Origin of the sequence: Streptomyces sp. NPDC057249 (genome assembly GCF_042669245.1) — a bacterium.
Taxonomy (GTDB): domain Bacteria; phylum Actinomycetota; class Actinomycetes; order Streptomycetales; family Streptomycetaceae; genus Streptomyces.
This window is the reverse complement of sequence record NZ_JBHUXS010000022.1, coordinates 21,093-40,653: the sequence shown is the minus strand read 5'-3', so window position 1 is coordinate 40,653 and position 19,561 is coordinate 21,093. Positions and strand designations below refer to the sequence as shown.

General features: G+C 73.3%; 21 protein-coding genes. 13 read left to right on the top strand and 8 right to left on the bottom strand.

All coding sequences use genetic code 11. The features are described from left to right. The first annotated feature begins 160 nt into the window (after positions 1–160). Together mshA and ACFUJY_RS30620 are read left to right on the top strand one after the other, a co-directional pair. Positions 161–1,525, top strand: coding sequence for a D-inositol-3-phosphate glycosyltransferase (mshA, locus tag ACFUJY_RS30625; protein WP_383305647.1), 1,365 nt, complete (start codon positions 161–163; stop codon positions 1,523–1,525). Positions 1,526–1,604: 79 nt separating this feature from the next. Continuing rightward, positions 1,605–2,129 (top strand): YbjN domain-containing protein, encoded by a 525-nt coding sequence (locus ACFUJY_RS30620; protein WP_383305646.1) that lies wholly within the window; start codon positions 1,605–1,607, stop codon positions 2,127–2,129. Positions 2,130–2,136: 7 nt separating this feature from the next. On the opposite strand, the gene ACFUJY_RS30615 is transcribed toward ACFUJY_RS30620, so the two are convergent. Continuing rightward, positions 2,137–3,144, bottom strand: a complete 1,008-nt coding sequence (locus ACFUJY_RS30615) for a phosphotransferase family protein (protein WP_383305645.1) — start codon at positions 3,142–3,144, stop codon at positions 2,137–2,139. Between the two features lie 197 nt (positions 3,145–3,341). On the opposite strand from ACFUJY_RS30615, the gene ACFUJY_RS30610 reads away from it, so the two are divergent. After that, the gene (locus tag ACFUJY_RS30610) at positions 3,342–4,142 is read left to right on the top strand and encodes a hypothetical protein (protein WP_383305644.1); all 801 of its coding nucleotides are present in this window, start codon (positions 3,342–3,344) and stop codon (positions 4,140–4,142) included. Positions 4,143–4,149: 7 nt separating this feature from the next. Here the strand turns inward: ACFUJY_RS30610 and ACFUJY_RS30605 are convergent, their stop codons facing one another. The 4 genes from ACFUJY_RS30605 to ACFUJY_RS30590 form a co-directional block, all read right to left on the bottom strand. Then, positions 4,150–4,392, bottom strand: a complete 243-nt coding sequence (locus tag ACFUJY_RS30605; protein ID WP_383305643.1) for a hypothetical protein — start codon at positions 4,390–4,392, stop codon at positions 4,150–4,152. Continuing rightward, positions 4,389–4,637 carry a hypothetical protein gene (locus ACFUJY_RS30600; RefSeq protein WP_143621014.1) on the bottom strand — a complete coding sequence of 83 codons (249 nt, stop codon included), beginning with the start codon at positions 4,635–4,637 and terminating at the stop codon, positions 4,389–4,391. Before ACFUJY_RS30600 ends, ACFUJY_RS30605 begins: the two co-directional genes overlap by 4 nt. A 58-nt stretch (positions 4,638–4,695) precedes the next feature. Then, a complete protein-coding gene (locus ACFUJY_RS30595) occupies positions 4,696–5,283 on the bottom strand; it encodes a hypothetical protein (RefSeq protein ID WP_383305642.1) in 588 nt (195 codons plus the stop codon). A gap of 97 nt (positions 5,284–5,380) precedes the next feature. After that, positions 5,381–6,139, bottom strand: a complete 759-nt coding sequence (locus ACFUJY_RS30590) for a phosphoglyceromutase (protein ID WP_383305641.1) — start codon at positions 6,137–6,139, stop codon at positions 5,381–5,383. Between the two features lie 203 nt (positions 6,140–6,342). Between ACFUJY_RS30590 and ACFUJY_RS30585 the strand changes: the two genes are divergently transcribed. Continuing rightward, a complete protein-coding gene (locus ACFUJY_RS30585) occupies positions 6,343–7,647 on the top strand; it encodes an MDR family MFS transporter (RefSeq protein ID WP_383305640.1) in 1,305 nt (434 codons plus the stop codon). A gap of 19 nt (positions 7,648–7,666) precedes the next feature. Here the strand turns inward: ACFUJY_RS30585 and ACFUJY_RS30580 are convergent, their stop codons facing one another. Together ACFUJY_RS30580 and phoU are read right to left on the bottom strand one after the other, a co-directional pair. Beyond that, positions 7,667–7,816 carry a hypothetical protein gene (locus ACFUJY_RS30580; protein WP_383305639.1) on the bottom strand — a complete coding sequence of 50 codons (150 nt, stop codon included), beginning with the start codon at positions 7,814–7,816 and terminating at the stop codon, positions 7,667–7,669. Between the two features lie 225 nt (positions 7,817–8,041). After that, positions 8,042–8,719: a phosphate signaling complex protein PhoU gene (phoU, locus tag ACFUJY_RS30575; RefSeq protein WP_164399916.1), complete on the bottom strand. Its 678-nt coding sequence runs from the start codon at positions 8,717–8,719 to the stop codon at positions 8,042–8,044. Between the two features lie 208 nt (positions 8,720–8,927). Between phoU and ACFUJY_RS30570 the strand changes: the two genes are divergently transcribed. Beyond that, entirely contained in the window at positions 8,928–10,202 is a 1,275-nt protein-coding gene (locus ACFUJY_RS30570) for a sensor histidine kinase (protein WP_383305638.1), read from the top strand. Beyond that, positions 10,199–10,879 carry a response regulator transcription factor gene (locus ACFUJY_RS30565; RefSeq protein WP_239221456.1) on the top strand — a complete coding sequence of 227 codons (681 nt, stop codon included), beginning with the start codon at positions 10,199–10,201 and terminating at the stop codon, positions 10,877–10,879. The genes ACFUJY_RS30570 and ACFUJY_RS30565 overlap by 4 nt, the downstream gene beginning before the upstream one ends. Positions 10,880–10,963: 84 nt before the next feature. On the opposite strand, the gene ACFUJY_RS30560 is transcribed toward ACFUJY_RS30565, so the two are convergent. Next, positions 10,964–11,614: a DUF461 domain-containing protein gene (locus ACFUJY_RS30560; RefSeq protein ID WP_383305637.1), complete on the bottom strand. Its 651-nt coding sequence runs from the start codon at positions 11,612–11,614 to the stop codon at positions 10,964–10,966. A 609-nt stretch (positions 11,615–12,223) separates the two neighbouring features. Between ACFUJY_RS30560 and ACFUJY_RS30555 the strand changes: the two genes are divergently transcribed. The 7 genes from ACFUJY_RS30555 (at position 12,224) to ACFUJY_RS30525 (ending at position 19,542) form a co-directional block, all read left to right on the top strand. Then, on the top strand, positions 12,224–12,706 hold the full coding sequence (locus tag ACFUJY_RS30555) for a CarD family transcriptional regulator (RefSeq protein WP_006380568.1): 483 nt from the start codon (positions 12,224–12,226) through the stop codon (positions 12,704–12,706). A 359-nt stretch (positions 12,707–13,065) separates the two neighbouring features. After that, positions 13,066–13,812, top strand: coding sequence for a 2-C-methyl-D-erythritol 4-phosphate cytidylyltransferase (gene ispD, locus ACFUJY_RS30550; RefSeq protein WP_383305636.1), 747 nt, complete (start codon positions 13,066–13,068; stop codon positions 13,810–13,812). After that, on the top strand, positions 13,802–14,320 hold the full coding sequence (ispF, locus tag ACFUJY_RS30545) for a 2-C-methyl-D-erythritol 2,4-cyclodiphosphate synthase (RefSeq protein ID WP_383305635.1): 519 nt from the start codon (positions 13,802–13,804) through the stop codon (positions 14,318–14,320). Before ispD ends, ispF begins: the two co-directional genes overlap by 11 nt. A gap of 112 nt (positions 14,321–14,432) precedes the next feature. Further along, positions 14,433–15,023 carry a GNAT family N-acetyltransferase gene (locus tag ACFUJY_RS30540; RefSeq protein ID WP_383305634.1) on the top strand — a complete coding sequence of 197 codons (591 nt, stop codon included), beginning with the start codon at positions 14,433–14,435 and terminating at the stop codon, positions 15,021–15,023. A 54-nt stretch (positions 15,024–15,077) separates the two neighbouring features. Beyond that, on the top strand, positions 15,078–16,601 hold the full coding sequence (locus tag ACFUJY_RS30535) for an ABC transporter substrate-binding protein (protein WP_383305633.1): 1,524 nt from the start codon (positions 15,078–15,080) through the stop codon (positions 16,599–16,601). Positions 16,602–16,606: 5 nt separating this feature from the next. Continuing rightward, entirely contained in the window at positions 16,607–18,331 is a 1,725-nt protein-coding gene (locus tag ACFUJY_RS30530; protein WP_383305720.1) for an ABC transporter permease subunit, read from the top strand. Further along, on the top strand, positions 18,328–19,542 hold the full coding sequence (locus tag ACFUJY_RS30525; RefSeq protein WP_383305632.1) for an MFS transporter: 1,215 nt from the start codon (positions 18,328–18,330) through the stop codon (positions 19,540–19,542). The genes ACFUJY_RS30530 and ACFUJY_RS30525 overlap by 4 nt, the downstream gene beginning before the upstream one ends. Positions 19,543–19,561 lie beyond the last annotated feature (19 nt).

Sequence of the window (19,561 nt, the reverse complement as noted above, 5' to 3'; positions counted from 1 at the left end):
CGGGCGGGAGACCATCCGGAGAGGCCCGGCGTCAGCACCGTAATGATTTGGCAAAGAGGAAATGAAAGGAGGGATTCCGCTGTTCCCCACCTTCGAAGGGATCGTGCGCGCCCCTTCGGTGCCGTGCGGGCACTGGGGCCCAGCGAGGAGGACGGACGACGTGACCCAGTACGTCTCTCGGCTCGGCAGCAGCCGTGGCGCACCGCGTCGCAGGTTCCCCGCAGGTCTCACCGGCTCCTTCACCGCCGCGCACCGCAGGCCGCGCCGCATCGCGATGCTCTCCGTGCACACCTCCCCGCTGCACCAGCCGGGGACGGGTGACGCCGGCGGGATGAACGTCTACATCGTGGAGCTGGCCAAGCGGCTCGCCGCGATCAACGTCGAGGTCGAGATCTTCACCCGCTCCACCACCGGCGGGCTGCCCCCCGCCGTGGAGCTGGCGCCCGGTGTCCTCGTCCGGCACGTCGACGCGGGGCCCTACGAGGGCCTGGCCAAGGAGGAGCTGCCCGCGCAGCTCTGCGCCTTCACCCACGGTGTGATGCAGGCGTGGGCCGGTCAGCGCCCCGGCTACTACGACCTGGTCCATTCCCACTACTGGCTCTCCGGACACGTCGGCTGGCTGGCCGCTCAGCGCTGGGGCGTTCCCCTCGTGCACGCGATGCACACCATGGCCAAGGTGAAGAACGCGGCGCTCGCCGAGGGCGACACCCCCGAGCCCGCCGCCCGTGTCATCGGCGAGACCCAGATCGTGGACGCCGCCGACCGGCTGATCGCCAACACCGCCGAGGAGGCCGGCGAGCTGGTCCGGTTCTACGACGCCGACCCGCTGTCCGTGGCCGTCGTCCACCCCGGCGTCAACCTGGACCGCTTCCGCCCCGGCGACGGCCGGGCCGCCGCGCGGGCCCGCCTGGGGCTCCCGCAGGATGCCCTGATCCCCCTCTTCGCGGGCCGCATACAGCCGCTGAAGGCGCCCGACGTGCTGCTGCGGGCGGTCGCCGTGCTGCTCGACCGGGTCCCCTCGCTGCGGTCCCGGATCGTGGTGCCCGTCGTCGGAGGCCCCAGCGGCAGCGGTCTCGCGAAGCCGGAGGGGCTGCAGAAGCTCGCGGCCCGGCTGGGCGTCGCGGACGTCGTGCGGTTCCATCCGCCGGTCGGGCAGGACCAGCTCGCCGACTGGTTCCGGGCCGCGTCCGTGCTGGTCATGCCCTCGTACAGTGAGTCCTTCGGGCTCGTCGCGGTCGAGGCCCAGGCGGCCGGGACGCCGGTCGTCGCGGCGGCCGTGGGCGGCCTCCCGGTGGCCGTACGCGACGGGGTCAGCGGCTTCCTGATTCCCGGGCACGATCCGGCGGCGTACGCCCAGGCGCTGGAGCGGTTCGCGCGGGCGCCGGAGCTGGTCGCCCGGATGGGCGGCGCGGCGGCGGAGCACGCCCAGCGGTTCGGCTGGGACACGGCGGCGGCGGCCACCGCGGAGGTCTACACGGCGGCGATCCAGGAACACCGCAGGCGGGCCCGCACACGTCACGCGTGACCGGGCCCCACCCGCCGGGCACCACCGCGCAACGCCCTCCCCGACCGCGCGCCTTCGCCGCCTGACGTACGCTCGAAACATGGCTGACGCACCCGTACCGGCGAAGAACGAGGCCACCCGGGCCGCCCAGGTCCTCGAAGCGAGCTTCGCCGACGCCGGGCTCGACTGGGAGAGCCCCGCTCCGGGCAGCTACGTCGTCCAGCTCCCCGGCACCCGCAAGCTGGCCACCACCTGCTCACTGATCGTCGGTGCGCACAGCCTCTCCCTCAACGCCTTCGTCATCCGGCATCCCGACGAGAACGACGCGGCGGTGCACCGCTGGCTGCTGGAGCGGAACCTGCGCCTGTTCGGCGTGGGTTACGCGATCGATCAGCTCGGGGACATCTACCTCACCGGCAAGCTGCCGCTGTCCGTGGTGACGCCCGAAGAGGTGGACCGGCTGCTCGGCTCCGTGCTGGAGGCCGCGGACGGGGCCTTCAACTCCCTGCTGGAGATCGGCTTCGCGACCGCGATCCGCAAGGAGTACGCCTGGCGGGTCTCGCGCGGCGAGTCCACCCGCAATCTCGACGCCTTCGCGCACCTCACCCAGCGGCCCGCGGACTGACCCCACGTCACCCCCGGGCGCGCGTCGCCGACCCGATCTCGTCGAGCGTGGCCGCCAGCCGGGGCGCGACCTCGTTCCAGGTCAGCTCCAGCTGCTCCCCGGACGTACCGCGCGGCACGGTCTCCACCAGCATGATCAGATACAGATACGCCCGGTAGAGCGCGAGCCGCAGCCGCAGCGGAGCGGTGAACTCCACGGGCCCGCCCGGCGCCTCTTCCCCGTAACCGGCGAGGAAATCCTTGTCGTCCGCGATGTCACCCAGCAGGGCGAGCGACACGAAGTCGGCGACCGGGTCGCCCCAGAACATCCGCTCCCCGTCGATGACCCCGCCCACCCGCCGGGCGCCCGGCTCACCGGTGACCAGGATGTTGCCCTGCCACAGGTCGAAGTGGACCAGCGCCGGCCGGGTCACGTCGTCCAGCACGTACGAGGCGGCGGCGAGCGTGTCGCCGATCTCCGCGACCGTACGGGGGAGGCGTGCCGCGTACGTCCGCGCGTCGGCCAGGACCGCGTCCGTCATCGTCGTGAACGCCTGGCGCCAGGTGGGCGCGAGCGGGCCGAGCGCCCGCGAGGGGTAGCCGAAGCCGCCCGGTGCCGGCGCGCCGTGCAGCCGGCCGACGATCCGCCCGAGTTCGGTGCGCAGTCGCGCCTCCTCGCCGTCGGCCATGGCACCGGTCAGCTCGTGCCAGGGCCGGCCGGGGCGGGTGGACATGACCAGGTACGGGCCGGTGGGGGCGGCCGGATCGAGCGCGGCGCGCACCAGGAGGGGCACGGCGGGCTCGTCCTCGGCGACCTGGTAGAACGTCACCTCGTTGACCAGCAGGTCCTGTTCGTACGTCAGGTGGTCACCGGCGCGCGGCGGCGGCACCTTCACCACCCAGTCCCGTCCGTCCGTCAGCCGGACGCGGCTGACGGCGTTGTACGTGCCCCCGGTGAGCGGTTCGCAGGAGGCGACCAGGCCGGGCGGTACGGCCGGTGTGCCGATGACATCGGAGAGAACGGAATCGATCGACACGGCGGACTCCCCCTGAACGGTGTGCGCGAAGTGATCACGACGTCGTCACGATCGGCTGCGATGCCCACGGTAAAGGATTGCCAAACCACAGCGGGCTCATAGAGTTGGCTCACCCCCACGCACCCCCATTTCAGCCGCGCCGAACCCGGCGGGGCTGCTCGCGTGCGGGCGAAACACTTTGAGCAGAAGGACGGGCCATGCGACCCACTGTCATACGCCGTACCGCCGTTGCCGCCACCGTGATGTCCCTGGCACTCCTGACCGCCGCCTGCGGTTCGGACGGCGACGACAAGGACGGCGGCAAGGCGGCCGGTTCCTCGGCCCAGCCGTCGGAGAAGGGCGCCGACAAGGGCGCGGAGGCCCCCGCCAAGGCGCTGTCCGCCGCCGAACTGGAGCAGGTCTCGCTGGCGCAGGGCGACGTCGAGGACCACAAGATCACCAAGGCCGGCCCGGCCGACCTGATCGACGCCAAGGACGTGACCGCGGACAAGGAGTCCTGCGACGTCTTCGGCGACGCGCTCATGGGCGCCAAGGCCGGTTCGCCCGCCGCCGCCACGCAGCGCAAGGTGGCGAGCGTGCCGAAGAAGGGCGCGGACAAGGACATCGCCGACCCCGAGGAGGCGTTCAAGGCCGCCTTCGACATCACGACGACGATGACCACGCTCGCCTCGTACGACGGCAAGGGCGCCGAGGAGACGCTGGCCGCGCTGCGCACCGCCGCGACGGACTGCGCGGGCGGCTTCACGCTCACCGTGGCCGGGGACAAGCAGAAGGTCGCCAAGATCGCGGAGGAGCAGGTCAAGGGCGGCGAGGAGGCGGCTGCCTGGACGGTGACGGTGGAGTCGGACGGCGAGAAGAGCTCGCTCAAGCTCACCGCGCTGCGTCAGGGCGCGACGCTGGCCACGCTCAGCTCGATGAACCTCGCGGCGGCGGGCTCCGGCGAGGACTTCGACCTGCCGACCGCGGTGATCGACGCGCAGGCGAAGAAGCTGGCCTGATTTTCCGTCAGGGGAGCGGGACGAGCCGTACGACGGTGACGGTGAGGACCGACCCGGAGACGTAATAGAGCACGATCGCCCCGGCGACCGTCGCCTCCCGGCGATCGTGCTCCCCCTTGACGGCGGTCGACCCGTGGCCGTACGGCTCACGCCCCAGGGTCGCCGCCATCTCGTCCCGGAACGGCTCACCGTCCGCCATCTTGGCGAGGGTGTCGTCGGCGGGCGGCGCATAGGAGATCCGGAAGCTCAAGCGACGCTCCGCCTCTCGGCCTCGTCCTGCGCCAGCCGGTCCAGAATCCGCTCGGCCTCGGGATCGGGAACGGCCTCCAGCATCCAGTGCCGCATCACGGCCTGGATTTCGTGCACCCCGGCCTCGTTGATGGCCCGCTCGAACTCCGCCCGCCGCCCCTCCGGCAACGCGTCCCGGATCGCCGGAATGCTGTTGGGCACCTCGACCTCGGCACCCCCGACAAAGGTCTTCAACGGCTCACCCATAACCGCCCTCCCGCTCTTCCCCGCATGGCGTACAGCGTACGGGCCGGGGTGACGCGCGTCACTTCTGCCTTCGCCACCACCGGGCGGGGGCGGGCGTCGCGGCCCCGGCGGCGGGTTGCCGCGGCAGGCCCCTCACGGCGGTACGGATGCGATCGAAGGTGGCCACGCGGTGGAACGCCGTATCGCCCTCCCCCTCTCCGGGCAGCAACACGCCGAGACACACGAGCCTGAAGCTGCGGTCCGCCAGGTGGAGCCCGACGAAGACCGGCGCCCCGGCGCAGCCCCGAGGTGCGTGCCCGCTCCACACGAAGCCACGGCCCTCGCCGCAGCGCACGATCTCCCCGACGACCACGGCCTGTTCGCGTTGCGTGCGGTCCGGCCCCACGTCATGGCCCAGCGCGTACGCCGGCACGGGACCGTCGCCCAGCAGGGCGGTGTCCTGCTCCTTCGCGGCGATGCCGTCGGTGATCTCGTCGGTCGCCCACGCCCATTCATGGGTGTGTCCGACAGCTCGTGCCGCAGACGTATCTCGGCGAGCTCGTAGCGGGTCAACGCCCCCGCGGTGCTGGTACGGCAGCGTCGCGCGGCGGCAGTTGTCGAGGATCGCGTTGATGACGGACCGATGATCGGCTGTCTGTTCGGGCACGGAGCTGAACCTACATGTGGGGATCCGGTGCTCCGCAGCGCCGTCACGCGAAGGCCCCCGCCCGGTGGTGCGGGGCGGGGGCCTTCGGGGGCGGGTACTACTTCTTGCCCTGGTTCTTCACGGCCTCGATGGCCGCCTTCGCGGCGTCCGGGTCGAGGTAGGTGCCGCCCGGGTTCAGGGGGCGGAAGTCCGCGTCGAGTTCGTAGGTCAGCGGGATGCCCGTGGGGATGTTCAGGCCCGCGATGTCGGCGTCGGAGACGCCGTCGAGGTGCTTGACCAGGGCGCGGAGGCTGTTGCCGTGGGCGGCGACCAGGACCGTGCGGCCGGTCAGCAGGTCCGGGACGATGCCGTCGTACCAGTACGGCAGCATGCGCGTGACGACGTCCTTGAGGCACTCCGTGCGCGGGCGCAGCTCCGGCGGGATCGTCGCGTAGCGCGCGTCGTCGCTCTGGGAGAACTCGGTGCCGTCCTCGAGGGCGGGCGGCGGGGTGTCGTACGAGCGGCGCCAGAGCATGAACTGCTCCTCGCCGAACTCGGCGAGCGTCTGCGCCTTGTCCTTGCCCTGCAGCGCGCCGTAGTGGCGCTCGTTCAGGCGCCAGGAACGGTGTACGGGAATCCAGTGGCGGTCCGCGGCCTCCAGCGCGAGCTGGGCGGTGCGGATGGCGCGCTTCTGGAGCGAGGTGTGCAGCACGTCGGGGAGCAGGCCGGCGTCCTTCAGCAGCTCACCGCCGCGGACCGCCTCCTTCTCGCCCTTCTCGGTGAGGTTGACGTCCACCCATCCGGTGAACAGGTTCTTCGCGTTCCACTCGCTCTCGCCGTGGCGGAGGAGGATCAGCTTGTACGGTGCGTCGGCCATGGCTCCGAGCGTAATCGAACCCGTCCGGGCGGCGCGCGACCGGTCACAGAGCGGACAGGGCCGGCGGCGGGGGCCTTCCGACGTTTGACGGCGACCGTCAATTGACTGGCAGCGGCACCCCGCGGATTCGTAATGTTCGGACCGCCGGTGGGCCACTTACCTCCTCCGGCCCCATCCGCCGTGCGTCCCTGGGGGGAACCCGTATGTCTGCCACCGGTCTCGGACGGGCCACCCGTGCCACCCGGGAAACCGTCTCCGGGCTCCCCAGGGAGTTCTGGTGGCTGTGGACCAGCACCCTGGTCAACCGCCTGGGCGGGTTCGTCGCCACCTTCATGGCCCTGTACCTGACCCTGGACCGCGGCTACTCCGCCTCGTTCGCCGGTCTCGTCGCCGCACTCCACGGGCTCGGCGGGGTCGTCTCCTCGCTCGGGTCCGGGGTGCTGACCGACCGCATCGGGCGGCGGCCCACCATGCTCGCCGCGCAGCTCTCCACCGCCGCCGCGGTCGCCGTGCTCGGCTTCATGACGCATCCGGTGGCCATCGCCGGGGTCGCCTTCCTCGTCGGCATGGCGAGCAACGCCTCCCGCCCGGCGGTCCAGGCGATGATCGCCGACATCGTCCCCGCGAAGGACCGGGTGCGGGCCTTCTCGGTCAACTACTGGGCCATCAACCTCGGCTTCGCGGTCTCCTCCGCCGGCGCCGGATTCGTCGCCGAGTACAGCTATCGCGCGGGCTTCCTCGGCGAGGCCGCGATGACCCTCGTCTGCGCGGTCGTCGTCTTCCTGAAGGTGCCGGAATCGCGCCCGGAGCGCTCGGCGCCGGCGGTGCCCGGCGGGGCGCCGGCCGACGACGGGGTGCGGCTCTCCACCGTGCTGCGCGACGGACGCTTCATGGGCGTCGTCGGCCTGTCGTTCGTGATCGCGCTGATCTTCCAGCAGGGGTATGTGGGCCTGCCGGTCGCCATGGGCGCCGACGGGCTCAGCAGCTCCGACTTCGGTACCGCGATCGCCGTCAACGGCGTCCTCATCGTCGTGCTCCAGATCCCCGTCACCCGGTTCATCCAGAGCCGCGACCCGCGCCGGCTGCTCGTCGCCTCCTCGCTGCTCGCGGGGTACGGGTTCGGGCTGACCGCCTTCGCCGGTTCCGTCGGGGTGTACGCGCTGACCATCAGCGTGTGGACGGTCGCCGAGATCATCAACGCGCCCGTGCAGAACGGCCTGGTCGTCCAGCTGTCCCCGGCCCACGGCAGGGGCCGCTACCAGGGCATGTACACCCTGTCCTGGTCGGCCGCCGCGCTCATCGCCCCGCTGATGTCCGGAGTGGTCATCGACCACTTCGGCGCCGGCTGGCTGTGGGCGACGACCGCCCTCCTGGGCACGGTGGCCGCCGCCGGGTACTGGCTGCTCATGCGCGGCCTGCCGACGGGGGAGACCGCGGTGGCGGAGGCCGCCGCACCGTCGCCGAGGGCCGGGGCACGGGCCACGAAGGCGGAGGCGTCACCCTCGTAACCCGTACGGTCCGGCGGTGTCAGCCGGAGCAGCCCCCGCACTGGCAGGGCGCCCCGGACTGGCAGCCGCACCCACAGCCCGAGCCGCAGCCGCAGGCGCCCAGGACGGTCAGCGGCGCCACCTCGGCGGGGGCCTCCCGCTCCGGTTCGGTCATGGGGGAATCGGCCATGGTTCCTCCTCAAGGCGTACGACAGGGCCGCACGCCCGCAGCGGGGCCCGCGACCGGGGCGTACGGACACGTCGTGCCGCCCCGTCCCATTGCATGCCCACCCGGACGGGCGCATCAACGGCGCACGCGCGCAGGAACGTATGTACGAGCCGTGCGCGCGGGCGTGCGCCCGGCCGCTCGCGCCCCGCCCTTCCCGCGCCGCAGCCCCGCCAAGCCCCCTCGACGCTAAGCCCCCTCGACCGGCGCGGGCTGCTGGATCTCGTCCGCGTGCTCACCCGTCACCAGGTAGACCACGCGCTTGGCCACCGACACCGCGTGGTCCGCGAACCGTTCGTAGTAGCGGCCGAGCAGCGTCACGTCGACGGCCGTCTCGATGCCGTGCTTCCAGCGGTCGTCCATCAGGTGCTGGAACAGCGCGCGGTGCAGCAGGTCCATCTCGTCGTCGTCCTGCTCCAGCTGGAGCGCGAGGTCGACGTCCTTGGTGACGATCACCTCCGCCGCCTTCGCCATCAGGCGCTGCGCGAGCTGGCCCATCTCCAGGATGGTGGCGTGCAGGTCGTGCGGGACCGCGGACTGCGGGAAGCGCAGCCGGGCCAGCTTGGCGACGTGCTGGGCGAGGTCGCCCGAGCGCTCCAGGTCCGCGCTCATCCGCAGCGACGTCACCACGATCCGCAGATCGGTCGCCACCGGCTGCTGCCGGGCCAGCAGCGCGATGGCCCGCGCCTCCAGCTCGTGCTGGAGGTCGTCCACCTTCTGGTCGGCGGCGATCACCGACTCGGCCAGCTTCAGGTCGGCGTCGAGCATCGCCGTCGTCGCCCGGCCTATCGCCGAGCCGACGAGCCGGGCCATCTCGACCAGGCCCTCGCCGATCGAGTCGAGTTCCTCGTGGTACGCGTCACGCATGGGTGTCCCTCTCCAGTCCTTGACCGAGGCCGGGGCCCGCCGACGACCGGCTCCGAACCCCACGACACCACCGTGACGGGCGTACGCGTCGGATTCCGACCGGCCAAGTGAACCGGCCCTTGCCCCTCGGTGAACTCTGGGCGACGAGTGGCCGAGGAGGCCCCGGGACGGCTGGGAGAGTGTCCGAGGAGCCGCATAACCTGGACACATGGACGTGAACGCGGCGGTCGCCGCAGCTGCCGCGATCGCCGGTGTCGGTACCGGCGTGATCGCCATGCTGGCGTTCCGCTGGAGCGAGCGCGACCTGAAGAAGCCGACGCGCACCTCCCTGCGGCCCGTCAGCGGCGCCCCGCTGCCCCCGGGCGTCGACACGGTCCTGTCCGTGCTCAGCTCCTCCGCCGTGGTGCTGGACGAGAGCGACAGCGTCGTCAAGGCCAGCTCCGCCGCATACGCGCTGGGGCTCGTCCGGGGCGGCCGGCTCGCCGTCGAGCCGATGCTCAACATGGCGCGGGACACCCGCCGCGACGGCGAGATACGCCAGGTCGAGCTGGACCTCCCGCGCCGCGGCACGGGCCGGGGCGAGGCCCTGGCGGTCTCCGCGCGGGTCGCCCCGCTCGGCTCCCGGCTGGTGCTGCTGCTCGTGGAGGACCTCACCGAGGCCCGCCGCATCGAGGCGGTCCGGCGCGACTTCGTCGCCAACGTCAGCCACGAGCTCAAGACCCCGACCGGCGCCCTGTCCCTGCTCTCGGAGGCCGTGCTCGACGCCTCCGACGACCAGGAGGCCGTCGAGCACTTCGCCCGCCGCATGCAGATCGAGGCGACCCGGCTCACCAACCTCGTCCAGGAGCTGATCGACCTCTCCCGGGTGCAGAACGACGACCCGCTGGAGGACGCCGAGCCGGTCCGGGTGGACGAGCTGGTCGCCGAGGCCATCGACCGCTGCCGTCAGCAGGCGGGCTCCAAGCAGATCACCATGGCCGCCGGCGGCACCGCCGACCTGCGGATATGGGGGAACCGCGGCCAGCTCGCCGCAGCCCTGGGCAATCTCGTCGAGAACGCCGTCAACTACAGCCCCGCCCGCACCCGCGTCGGCATCGCCGCCCGCCGCGTGGTCGTGCCCGGCGGGGACGAGATCGAGATCGCCGTGACCGACCAGGGCATCGGCATCTCCGAGAAGGACCGGGAACGGGTCTTCGAACGCTTCTACCGCGTCGACCCGGCCCGCTCACGCGCCACCGGTGGTACGGGCCTCGGCCTGGCCATCGTCAAACACGTGGCCGCCTCGCACGGCGGGGAGGTCACCGTGTGGAGCTCGGAGGGACAGGGCTCCACCTTCACCCTGCGGCTGCCCGAAGCGGGCTCCGCACGCGGCCGGGACCGTGCGTCCGGCGGCCCGCTCATCGTCAACGGCGACGAGGCGCCCCACCCGGGCGCCGCCCCCGACTCCTTCGATTCGTTCCCTTCCCCGGAGGCCCTTCCGTGACCCGAGTGCTTGTCGTCGAGGATGAGGAATCCTTCAGCGACGTCCTGTCCTACATGCTCCGCAAGGAAGGCTTCGAGGTCGCCATCGCGACCACCGGACCCGACGGTCTGGACGAGTTCGAGCGCAACGGCGCCGACCTCGTACTGCTCGACCTGATGCTGCCCGGACTCCCCGGCACCGAGGTCTGCCGCCAGCTGCGCAGCCGCTCCAACGTGCCCGTGATCATGGTGACCGCCAAGGACAGCGAGATCGACAAGGTCGTCGGTCTGGAGATAGGGGCCGACGACTACGTCACCAAGCCCTTCTCCTCCCGCGAGCTCGTCGCCCGCATCCGGGCCGTGCTGCGCCGGCGCGGCGAGCCCGAGGAGGTCGCCCCCGCCGCCCTGGAGGCCGGACCGGTCCGCATGGACGTCGACCGGCACGTCGTCACGGTCTCCGGCGGCAAGGTCGACCTGCCGCTGAAGGAGTTCGACCTGCTGGAGATGCTGCTGCGCAACGCGGGCCGGGTGCTGACCCGGATGCAGCTCATCGACCGGGTCTGGGGCGCGGACTACGTGGGTGACACCAAGACCCTCGACGTCCACGTGAAGCGGCTGCGCGCCAAGATCGAGCCGGACCCGGGCGCGCCCCGGTTCCTGGTGACGGTGCGGGGCCTCGGGTACAAGTTCGAGCCGTAGGCCGGCCCCGGACACCGTGCACATGGCCGAGGCGCCTCCCCCGGGTGGGGAAGGCGCCTCGGCCATGTGCGTGCGGGGTGCGGCTCAGCCGGGCTGGCCGGACGTGGAGGCCGAGGCGGAGGCCCCGGCCTCGCCGGACGGGCTCCCGGACGCGTCCGGCGACGCCGACCCGGAGGGGGAGCCGGACGGCGAGGCGTCCGGCGTCTTCGGCGGCTCCGGCAGCGCGCTGGGGCCGAAACCCTTGAAGTAGTGGGTCGCCGGGACGACGGAGGCGCCCAGCGAGATGTCGCCGGTGCGGCTGAACTTGAAGACCAGCGGCTGCACGTCGCCGTTCTCCGTGGCCTCGTCGCCGTTCTCGATGACGGCGGACGCGTTGCCCTTACCGCCCAGGATCACCCGGCCGCCGGCCGGGACGACGACCGGACCCGAGCCCTCGGCGGGGTGCAGCTGCACGGAGCCGCTGCCGCCCTTCAGGGTGATGGAGTCCAGGGTCTCCGGCTCGGTGCCGTTGTTGAACAGCGTGGCGGTGACGACCGCCGGGCCCTCGGCTTCGCGCTCGGGCTGGGTGATGACGTTGGCGTTCTGGATCTTGATCGCGCCGGACCGGGTGGAGGCGTTGTCCGGCCGCACCCCGAGCGTCTGCGCGTTGTTGCCCGCGCCGCATGCGGTGAGCGCGGTGATCGAGAACGCGATGGCAGTGGCGGCGAGGGCGCCGTGTCGAAGGCTGCGGCTCACGGCGGCGGCAACTCCTTGAACGTGCGGACGGTGCGGACGGGTCGGGCGCCTGGGATAAAGCCGCCCTAAGGGTCTGTCAGCCGTCAGGTTACCGAGCCCTCCTCGCCGCCCCGCACCCGACCCGCCCCTGACGGGCCCGTGATCGCGGGGCTCGGACACCTACGGACATTCGCGGTCCCTTCACATAACGCGCTTGATCAAATTCCGGCCACCCGTTCGCCTCGGGCTTCGTGGCGGTTCACGGACGGTGGCGCATTCATTGCGCATAATCCCCGCCGGGGTCGTACGTTGATCAATTTCATTGGCCATCGGTACTTACGTCCGAACGAGTGATCCATCGCCGAACGGACTACGGAAAGTTCAGCAAGCGGAACCCGGCAAAACAGGACGTTCGGCCCCTTCGGAGCGAGGTGGAGTGTGTGTAACGTCCGCGTTTCTCCGCCGCCGGACAGCCGCTCCGACCTGCGAATACCGTCTTCCGCGGACCCTCCGCAGCACGTCCCCGTCTCTCTTGTCAAGCCCCGAGATATGCCCTGACCTGCGAAAACGCCATTCAGGAGTAGCGATTCTCGTGTTACGCTTGATAGCCACGGAAGGGGTACCTGTCACATGACGTTCAAGGTTGGCGACACCGTGGTCTATCCCCATCACGGGGCCGCGCTGATCGAGGCTATCGAAACTCGCCAGATCAAAGGCGTGGACAAGACCTACTTGGTGCTCAAGGTCGCTCAGGGCGACTTGACGGTGCGTGTGCCGGCGGACAATGCGGAGTTCGTGGGCGTGCGCGACGTAGTCGGGCAGGAAGGGCTGGACCGCGTCTTCGAGGTGCTGCGCGCACCGTATGCCGAGGAGCCGACGAACTGGTCCCGGCGCTACAAGGCAAATCTCGAGAAGCTCGCGTCCGGCGATGTCATCAAGGTCGCCGAAGTCGTGCGCGACCTGTGGCGCCGCGAGCGTGAGCGCGGACTTTCCGCAGGTGAGAAGCGCATGCTCGCCAAGGCCCGGCAGATCCTGGTGAGCGAGCTCGCTCTCGCGGAGAACACCAACGAGGACAAGGCCGAGGCTCTCCTCGACGAGGTCCTCGCATCCTGAACCGGATGGCACCGGTCCTGACGACCGGATCGCACCGGCCGTAGAAAATGTGCCGCGGTGCCCGCTGACCAGCCGTATCCACGCTGTGTCGTCGGGCGCTGCGGCATGTCCGGACCGCAAACCCAACGGCGAATTCCGGCCACTTCCCGACGATCCCCCGCTACCCGTCCTTGGTACGTTGCTCGCGATCTTGCTGAACCCGGCGTGCGAGACCGACCCCGAACGGCCGCGGCGCGTCCCGGCCCGCCCGGGGTCACGGAAAGGGTCCCGGTCGAGTCATGGCGCAGCGCCCGGCTCGCTTGTGGCCATACCCACGTCGGCCGTGGACACAAACATGCCGAAGCCTCGGAGTGCAACCGATGTCTGAACAACCGCGTCCTTACCGCACGGCCGCCGTGATCCCCGCGGCCGGCCGCGGCGTACGGCTCGGCCCGGGTGCCCCCAAGGCGCTCCGCGCCCTCGGCGGTACGCCCATGCTCGTGCACGCCGTACGCGCCATGGCGGCCTCCCGGCACGTGTCCCTGGTCGTCGTCGTCGCACCGCCCGAGGGCACCGCCGAGGTTCGCGGCCTCCTGGACGAGTACGCCCTGCCGGAACGCACCGACTTCCTCGTCGTGCCCGGCGCCGGCACCCGCCAGGAATCCGTGAAGTGCGGCCTCGACGCGCTCCCCGACACCATCTCCGCCGTCCTGGTGCACGACGCGGCCCGGCCCCTGGTGCCCGTGGACACCGTGGACGCCGTCGTCGAGGCCGTACGCGACGGCGCCCCCGCGGTCGTTCCCGCCCTGCCGCTCGCCGACACCGTCAAGGAGGTCGAGCCCGGGGCCCCCGGCGCCCCCGAGCCGGTGCTCGCCACCCCGGCCCGCGCCCGGCTCAGGGCCGTACAGACCCCGCAGGGCTTCGACCGGGCCACCCTGCTCCGCGCCCACGAGCAGGTCGCCGTCGGCGGCGAGGGCGCGACCGACGACGCCGGCATGGTCGAACAGCTCGGCGCACCCGTCGTCGTCGTCCCCGGACACGAAGAGGCGTTCAAGGTCACCCGCCCCCTGGACCTGGTCCTGGCCGAGGCGGTTCTCGCACGCAGGAGGGCCAACGATGGCTTCTGAGACCCCCGGGCCCGGCGGGGCCCCCGCGCCGGTGATCCCGCTCGTCGGCATCGGCACCGACATCCACGCCTTCGAAGAGGGCCGCGAGCTGTGGTGCGCCGGTCTGCGCTGGGACGGCGAGGGCCCCGGGCTCGCCGGGCACTCGGACGCGGACGTCGTCGCGCACGCCGCGTGCAACGCCCTCTTCTCCGCCGCCGGGCTCGGCGATCTCGGGCAGCACTTCGGCACCGGCCGCCCCGAGTGGTCGGGCGCCGCGGGCGTCACGCTGCTCACCGAGGCCGCCCGCATCGTCCGCGCGGCGGGCTTCGAGATCGGCAACGTGGCCGTCCAGGTCGTGGGCGTACGGCCGAAGATCGGCAAGCGGCGCGACGAGGCGCAGCGGGTGCTGTCCGACGCGGTCGGCGCTCCCGTCTCGCTGTCCGCCGCCACCTCCGACGGGCTCGGGTTCACCGGCCGGGGCGAGGGGATCGCGGGGATCGCGACCGCCCTGGTGTACCGCACCGGCTGACGCGGGCCGCCCGCCGGCCGCGGGCTCCCCGGCCCCCCACCCTTGTTGCGCATCGTTCGCACGTACGCTGGTACGGCAAGAATGTGACGGCGAGGATCGGTGGGGCTGCGGGATGGCGACGGCCACAGGAGCGACGGCGCTGCGGGCCGGTGCGGGGGAGTACGTCCTGCGCACCGCGGGCCCCGGGGACGTGGGCGGGGCGCGGGCCGTGATGCTCGACACCGTCTACCGCGACCTGCGCTCCGGCTACGTACCACGCTGGCACGCCGACATCATCGATCCGGAGGCCGCCTATCTGCGGCCGGCCCGCTGCACGCTGCTGGTGGCCGAGTACGCGGGTGAGATCGTCGCCACCGGCGCCGTGCGCGACCGGGGTCCGCAGGCGCCGCCCAATCCGCAGTGGGTCGCCGACCGTTTCCCGTCCGGCACCACGGCGCAGCTGTGCCGGATCTACGTGCGACCGGAGCACCGCAGGCACGGCCTGGCCCGCCGGATGGTGCGCGAGCTGTGCGCCTTCGCGGCGCGGGCCGGCGGCTACGAGGCGGTCTACCTGCACACCGACCCGGCCGTGCCGGGCGCCGAGCCGTTCTGGCGGTCCCTCGCGCGGGAGGTGTGCGACGAGCGCGCGCTGCCGGGCGGTGGCCAGGGCATCGTCCACTTCGAGCTGCCGCTGCCGGGGGCCGGGAGCCTCCCGGAGTCGTGAACGGGCCGCACCCCGCCGAGTAAATGACAATGATTTTCATATAAGGTCGTCGCCATGCCCACCCCCCGCCGTCGTCGCTCCGCGCTGCCGCTGATCCTGTCCGCGACCGCCCTCCTCGTCCCGCTCGCCACCGCCTGTTCCGGCGGCTCCGACGCCGGGGCCACGGCCGGGGACGGGAAGCGCCTCCGGGTCGTCATGGCCTTCCCGCCCGCCCAGGCCATGTCCCCCTACGGGGACGACGCCGTCACCCTCAGCCGCCTCGCGGTCGTCGAGGGCCTCACCGCCCTGGACGACGAGGGCGCGGCCACGCCCGCACTCGCCACCTCCTGGAAGCGCGACACCCCCACGTCCTGGACCTTCACCCTGCGCGAGGCGACCTTCCAGGACGGCACCGCCGTGGACGCGGCCTCGGTCGCCCGCTCGCTGAACGCCGCCGACCAGGCGTCACCCGGCCCCCGCGTCCTGTCCGACACCGACATCACCGCCACGGCGCGGGGCGCCCGCACCGTACGGATCGTCACAGACGAGGCCGACCCGCTGCTGCCCCAGCGCCTCGCCAACCCCTCCCTCGCCATCCTGTCCGGCGCCGCCTACAAGGACGGCAGGGTGGACCCCGCGGGCCACGCCACCGGCCCCTTCACGCTGACCGCCGTCAAGGGCGCCGTCAGCGCCACCCTGGAACGCAACGACACCTACTGGGGCGGCAAGGCCAAGGCCCCCGGCGCCGACGTCACCTTCGTCGCCGACGGCACCGCCCGCGCCAACGCCCTGCGCACCGGGGCCGTCGACGTCGCCGAGTACATACCGGTCTCCCAGGCGTCCCTCCTCGGCGACGGGCTCGCCCACGCCTTCTCCTCGGCCCGCACCAACGGCCTCTCCCTCAACACCCGGCGCGGCGTCTTCGCCGACCCCGCGATGCGCGCCGCCGCCCGCGAGGCCATCGACTCCCCGGCCCTCGTCAAGGCCGTCTACGAAGGGCGCGCCGACGCCGGACAGGGGCTCCTCGGCCCCGGCGTCCCCTGGGCCGGCGCCGTCCGCACGCCCCCCACCGGCCGGGCGGAGGCCGCCGGCCGGGCCCAGGTCGCCGGGACGGGGGAGATCGTCCTCGCCACCTACACCAACCGGCCCGAACTCCCCGAGGCCGCCACCGTCGTCCAGGAACAGCTCCGCAAGCGCGGCTTCACCGTCAAGCAGGTCGTCCGCGACTACGCCCAGATGGAGGCCGACGCCCTCGTCGGCAAGTACGACGCCTTCATCCAGGCCCGCAACACCCTCCTGGACACCGCCGACCCCGTCTCGTACCTGGCGTCCGACTTCACCTGCGACGGCAGCTTCAACATCTCGCAGCTCTGCGACGCCCGCGTGGACGCCGCCGTCGCCCGGGCCGCGTCCACCGCCGCCACCGACGCCCGGCACCGCGCCGTCGCGACCGCCGAAGCCCGCGTCCTCGGCACCGACGCCCTCGTCCCGCTGGTCCACGAACGCTTCGTCCAGGGGTACGACGACTCCCGCGTGCACGGCGTGGCCCTCGACCCGCTGGAACGCACCCTCATCACCGCCGACACCCGCGTCGGGTGACCGGGGTGAAGCACCTCGCCGGACGGGCCGCCGCGCTCCTCGCGGTCCTCGCCGTCATCGGGCTGCTGCCCCGCCTCACCCACACCGACCCCGCCCGCACCATCCTCCACGCCCGCTACGCCGACCGGCCCCCGACCGCCGAGACCCTCGACGCGATCCGGGCCGAGACCGGCCTCGACGGCCACCCTCTGCGCCTCCTCGGCGACTGGTTCACCGGCCTCCTCCACGGCGACCTCGGCACCTCCTGGGTCTCCGGACAGCCCATCGCGCCCGACACCCTGTCCGCCCTCGGCGTCTCCCTCGCCCTGATGGGCGTCTCGCTCACCGCCGCCCTCCTCACCGCGGCCGCCCTCACCGCCCGCACCCTGCGCCGAGGCGCCCGGCACCGCACCGCGGCCCCCCGGGCCGGTACCGCGGCCGCCGTCCTCGCCGCGCTCCCCGAGTTCCTCATCGCCGCCGTGCTCGCCGCGGTCGTCGCCGTCCGGCTCGGCTGGCTCCCCGCGCTCGGCTGGGGCAGCCCCCGGCACGCCGTGCTGCCCGCGCTCGCCATGGGCGTCCCGGCGGGCGCCCTCATCGGCCGGCTCCTGGACGACGCGCTGCCCGCCGCGTTCGCCGAGCCGTGGGCGCGCGCCGCCACCGCCCACGGCCTGCCCGCCCGCCGCACCGCCCGCCACGCGCTGCGCCGCACCCTGCCCGGCCTGCTCCCGCAGATCGGGCTGACCGTCGTCGGCCTCACCGGCGGGGCCGTCGCCGTCGAGACCCTCTACGCCATCCCCGGCCTCGGCTCCACCGCCCTGGCCGCCGCCGTCGCGCAGGACCTCCCCGTCCTGCGGGCCTGCGTCCTCGTCCTCCTGCTCCTGGGCACCGCGGCCGGGCTCGCCGCCCACCTCGGCACCCGCGCCCTCCTCGGCCCCGCCCTGGACGACCGCGCCCTGCCCGCCCTGGTCCCGCCCGCCGCCCGCGCCGGCCGCCCCCTCATCGCCTGCGCCCTCCTCCTGGCCGCCCTCTTCGCCGCCACCACCGTCGCCGGGCTCCTGCGCGACCCCCTCCACCTCGACGCCGCCGCCCGCCTCGCCGCCCCCAGCCTCGACCACCCCCTGGGCACCGACTCCCTCGGGCGTGACGTCCTCGCCCGCCTCGGCCACGGAGCCGCCCGCACCGTGCTGACCGCGCTGGCCGTCGCCGCCACCACCCTCGTCATCGGCCTCGTCATGGGAGCCCTGCGCGCCACCGCGCTCACCGAGACCGCCAACGCCCTGCCCGCGATCCTCACCGGCCTCCTCGTCGCCGGGATCGCCGGACCCGGACCGTGGAGCGCGGCGGCGGCCGTCACCGCGGTCGCCTGGGCCCCGCTCGCCGCCCACACCAGCGCCCTCTGCGCCCAGGAACGCGCGGCCCCCCACCTCGCCGCCGCCCGCGCCCTCGGCGCGGGACGACTCCACCTGCTGCGCCGCCACCTGCTGCCCGGCATCCTGCCGCCCGTGGTCCGGCACGCCGTCCTGCGCGTCCCCGCCCTGGCGCTGGCCCTCGCCTCCCTCGGCTTCCTCGGCCTGGGCACCGCTCCGCCCGCGCCCGAGTGGGGCCGCATGCTCTCGGAGAACCTCCCCTACGCCGAACGCGCCCCCTGGCCGGTCCTCGCCCCCGCCGCCGCGCTCGCCGTCCTCGGCGTCCTGACCGTGCTCACGGCCGCGGCCGTGCGGGGCCGGACCGGCCGGAACGCCACCCGATGAGCCCCGCCACCACCCCGTACCTGCGCCTCCTCACCACCACCCAGCTCGCCTTCAACATCGGCTTCTACGCCGTCCTGCCCTACCTCGCCACCCACCTCGGCACCGGCCTCGGCATGACCGGCTGGCTCGTCGGCCTCGTCCTCGGCCTGCGCACCTTCAGCCAGCAGGGCCTCTTCGTCGTCGGCGGGGCGCTCACCGACCGGTACGGCCCCCGCCCCGTCGTCCTCGCCGGCTGCGCCCTGCGCATCGCCGGGTTCGGCTGGCTCGCCTTCGCCTCCTCCACCGCCGCCGTCATCGGCGCCGTCGTCCTCACCGGACTGGCCGCCGCCCTCTTCTCGCCCGCCGTCGAGTCCGAGACCGCGCGCGAAGCCGTCCGCCACGAACGGCTCACCGGCACCCCGCGCGCCCGGGTCCTCGCCCGCTTCTCCGCCGCCGGACAGGCCGGCGCCTTCCTCGGGCCGCTCATCGGGTCGCTGCTGCTGCTCCTCGACGACGGCTTCCGCGCGGCCTGCCTCGCCGGCGCCCTCGTCTTCACCGCGGTCCTCACCGGCCACGCCCTGCTGATGCCGCGCCGCGCCCCCGTCGCCCGCACCCCGGCGCCCGGCTCGCTGCGCGCCGTCCTCACCCGGCGGCCGTTCCTGCTGCTCTGCCTCGCGTACAGCGGCTACCTCATCGCCTACAACCAGCTTTACCTGACGCTCCCGGCGGAGGTGGAGGACGCCACCGGATCGCAGACGGCGCTCGGCCGCCTCTTCGCCCTCTCGTCCCTCCTGGTCGTCTGCGCGCAACTGCCCCTGACCCGCTGGTCCGCCGACCGCGTCACCCCGCGCACCGCGCTCGCCGCCGGCCTCGCGGTCGTCGCCGCCGGGTTCGCCGCCGTCCCGCTCACCCCGGCCGGCCCCGGCGGACTGCTCCCCGCCACCGTGCTCGTCGTCCTGCTCACCCTCGGCCAGATGCTCCTGGTGCCCGCCGCCCGCGGACTCGTGCCCGACCTCGTGGACGACCGCCACCTCGGCCTCGCCACCGGGGCGCTCTCCTCCGTGTCCGGGCTCGCCGTGCTCGGCGGCAGCGCCGCCACCGGCGCCCTGCTCGACGTGTCCGCCCCGCTGCGCTGGTCCGCGCTCGCCGCCGTGCCCCTCGCGGGCGCCGCCCTCGCCCTGGCCCTGCCGGCGGGTGCGCATCGCGAGCGGACCCCGGCCGCGCGGGCGTAACAACTGGGACCGCAATATC

What these genes read in the sequence shown, in the direction of transcription:
- ACFUJY_RS30620 (WP_383305646.1), top strand. Translation starts at nt 1,605, where the DNA reads ATGGCTGACGCACCCGTACCGGCGAAGAACGAGGCCACCCGGGCCGCC.
- ACFUJY_RS30610 (WP_383305644.1), top strand. Translation starts at nt 3,342, where the DNA reads ATGCGACCCACTGTCATACGCCGTACCGCCGTTGCCGCCACCGTGATG.
- ACFUJY_RS30600 (WP_143621014.1), bottom strand. Translation starts at nt 4,637, where the DNA reads ATGGGTGAGCCGTTGAAGACCTTTGTCGGGGGTGCCGAGGTCGAGGTG.
- ACFUJY_RS30590 (WP_383305641.1), bottom strand. Translation starts at nt 6,139, where the DNA reads ATGGCCGACGCACCGTACAAGCTGATCCTCCTCCGCCACGGCGAGAGC.
- ACFUJY_RS30585 (WP_383305640.1), top strand. Translation starts at nt 6,343, where the DNA reads ATGTCTGCCACCGGTCTCGGACGGGCCACCCGTGCCACCCGGGAAACC.
- ACFUJY_RS30580 (WP_383305639.1), bottom strand. Translation starts at nt 7,816, where the DNA reads ATGGCCGATTCCCCCATGACCGAACCGGAGCGGGAGGCCCCCGCCGAG.
- phoU (WP_164399916.1), bottom strand. Translation starts at nt 8,719, where the DNA reads ATGCGTGACGCGTACCACGAGGAACTCGACTCGATCGGCGAGGGCCTG.
- ACFUJY_RS30570 (WP_383305638.1), top strand. Translation starts at nt 8,928, where the DNA reads ATGGACGTGAACGCGGCGGTCGCCGCAGCTGCCGCGATCGCCGGTGTC.
- ACFUJY_RS30555 (WP_006380568.1), top strand. Translation starts at nt 12,224, where the DNA reads ATGACGTTCAAGGTTGGCGACACCGTGGTCTATCCCCATCACGGGGCC.
- ispD (WP_383305636.1), top strand. Translation starts at nt 13,066, where the DNA reads ATGTCTGAACAACCGCGTCCTTACCGCACGGCCGCCGTGATCCCCGCG.
- ispF (WP_383305635.1), top strand. Translation starts at nt 13,802, where the DNA reads ATGGCTTCTGAGACCCCCGGGCCCGGCGGGGCCCCCGCGCCGGTGATC.
- ACFUJY_RS30540 (WP_383305634.1), top strand. Translation starts at nt 14,433, where the DNA reads ATGGCGACGGCCACAGGAGCGACGGCGCTGCGGGCCGGTGCGGGGGAG.
- ACFUJY_RS30535 (WP_383305633.1), top strand. Translation starts at nt 15,078, where the DNA reads ATGCCCACCCCCCGCCGTCGTCGCTCCGCGCTGCCGCTGATCCTGTCC.
- ACFUJY_RS30525 (WP_383305632.1), top strand. Translation starts at nt 18,328, where the DNA reads ATGAGCCCCGCCACCACCCCGTACCTGCGCCTCCTCACCACCACCCAG.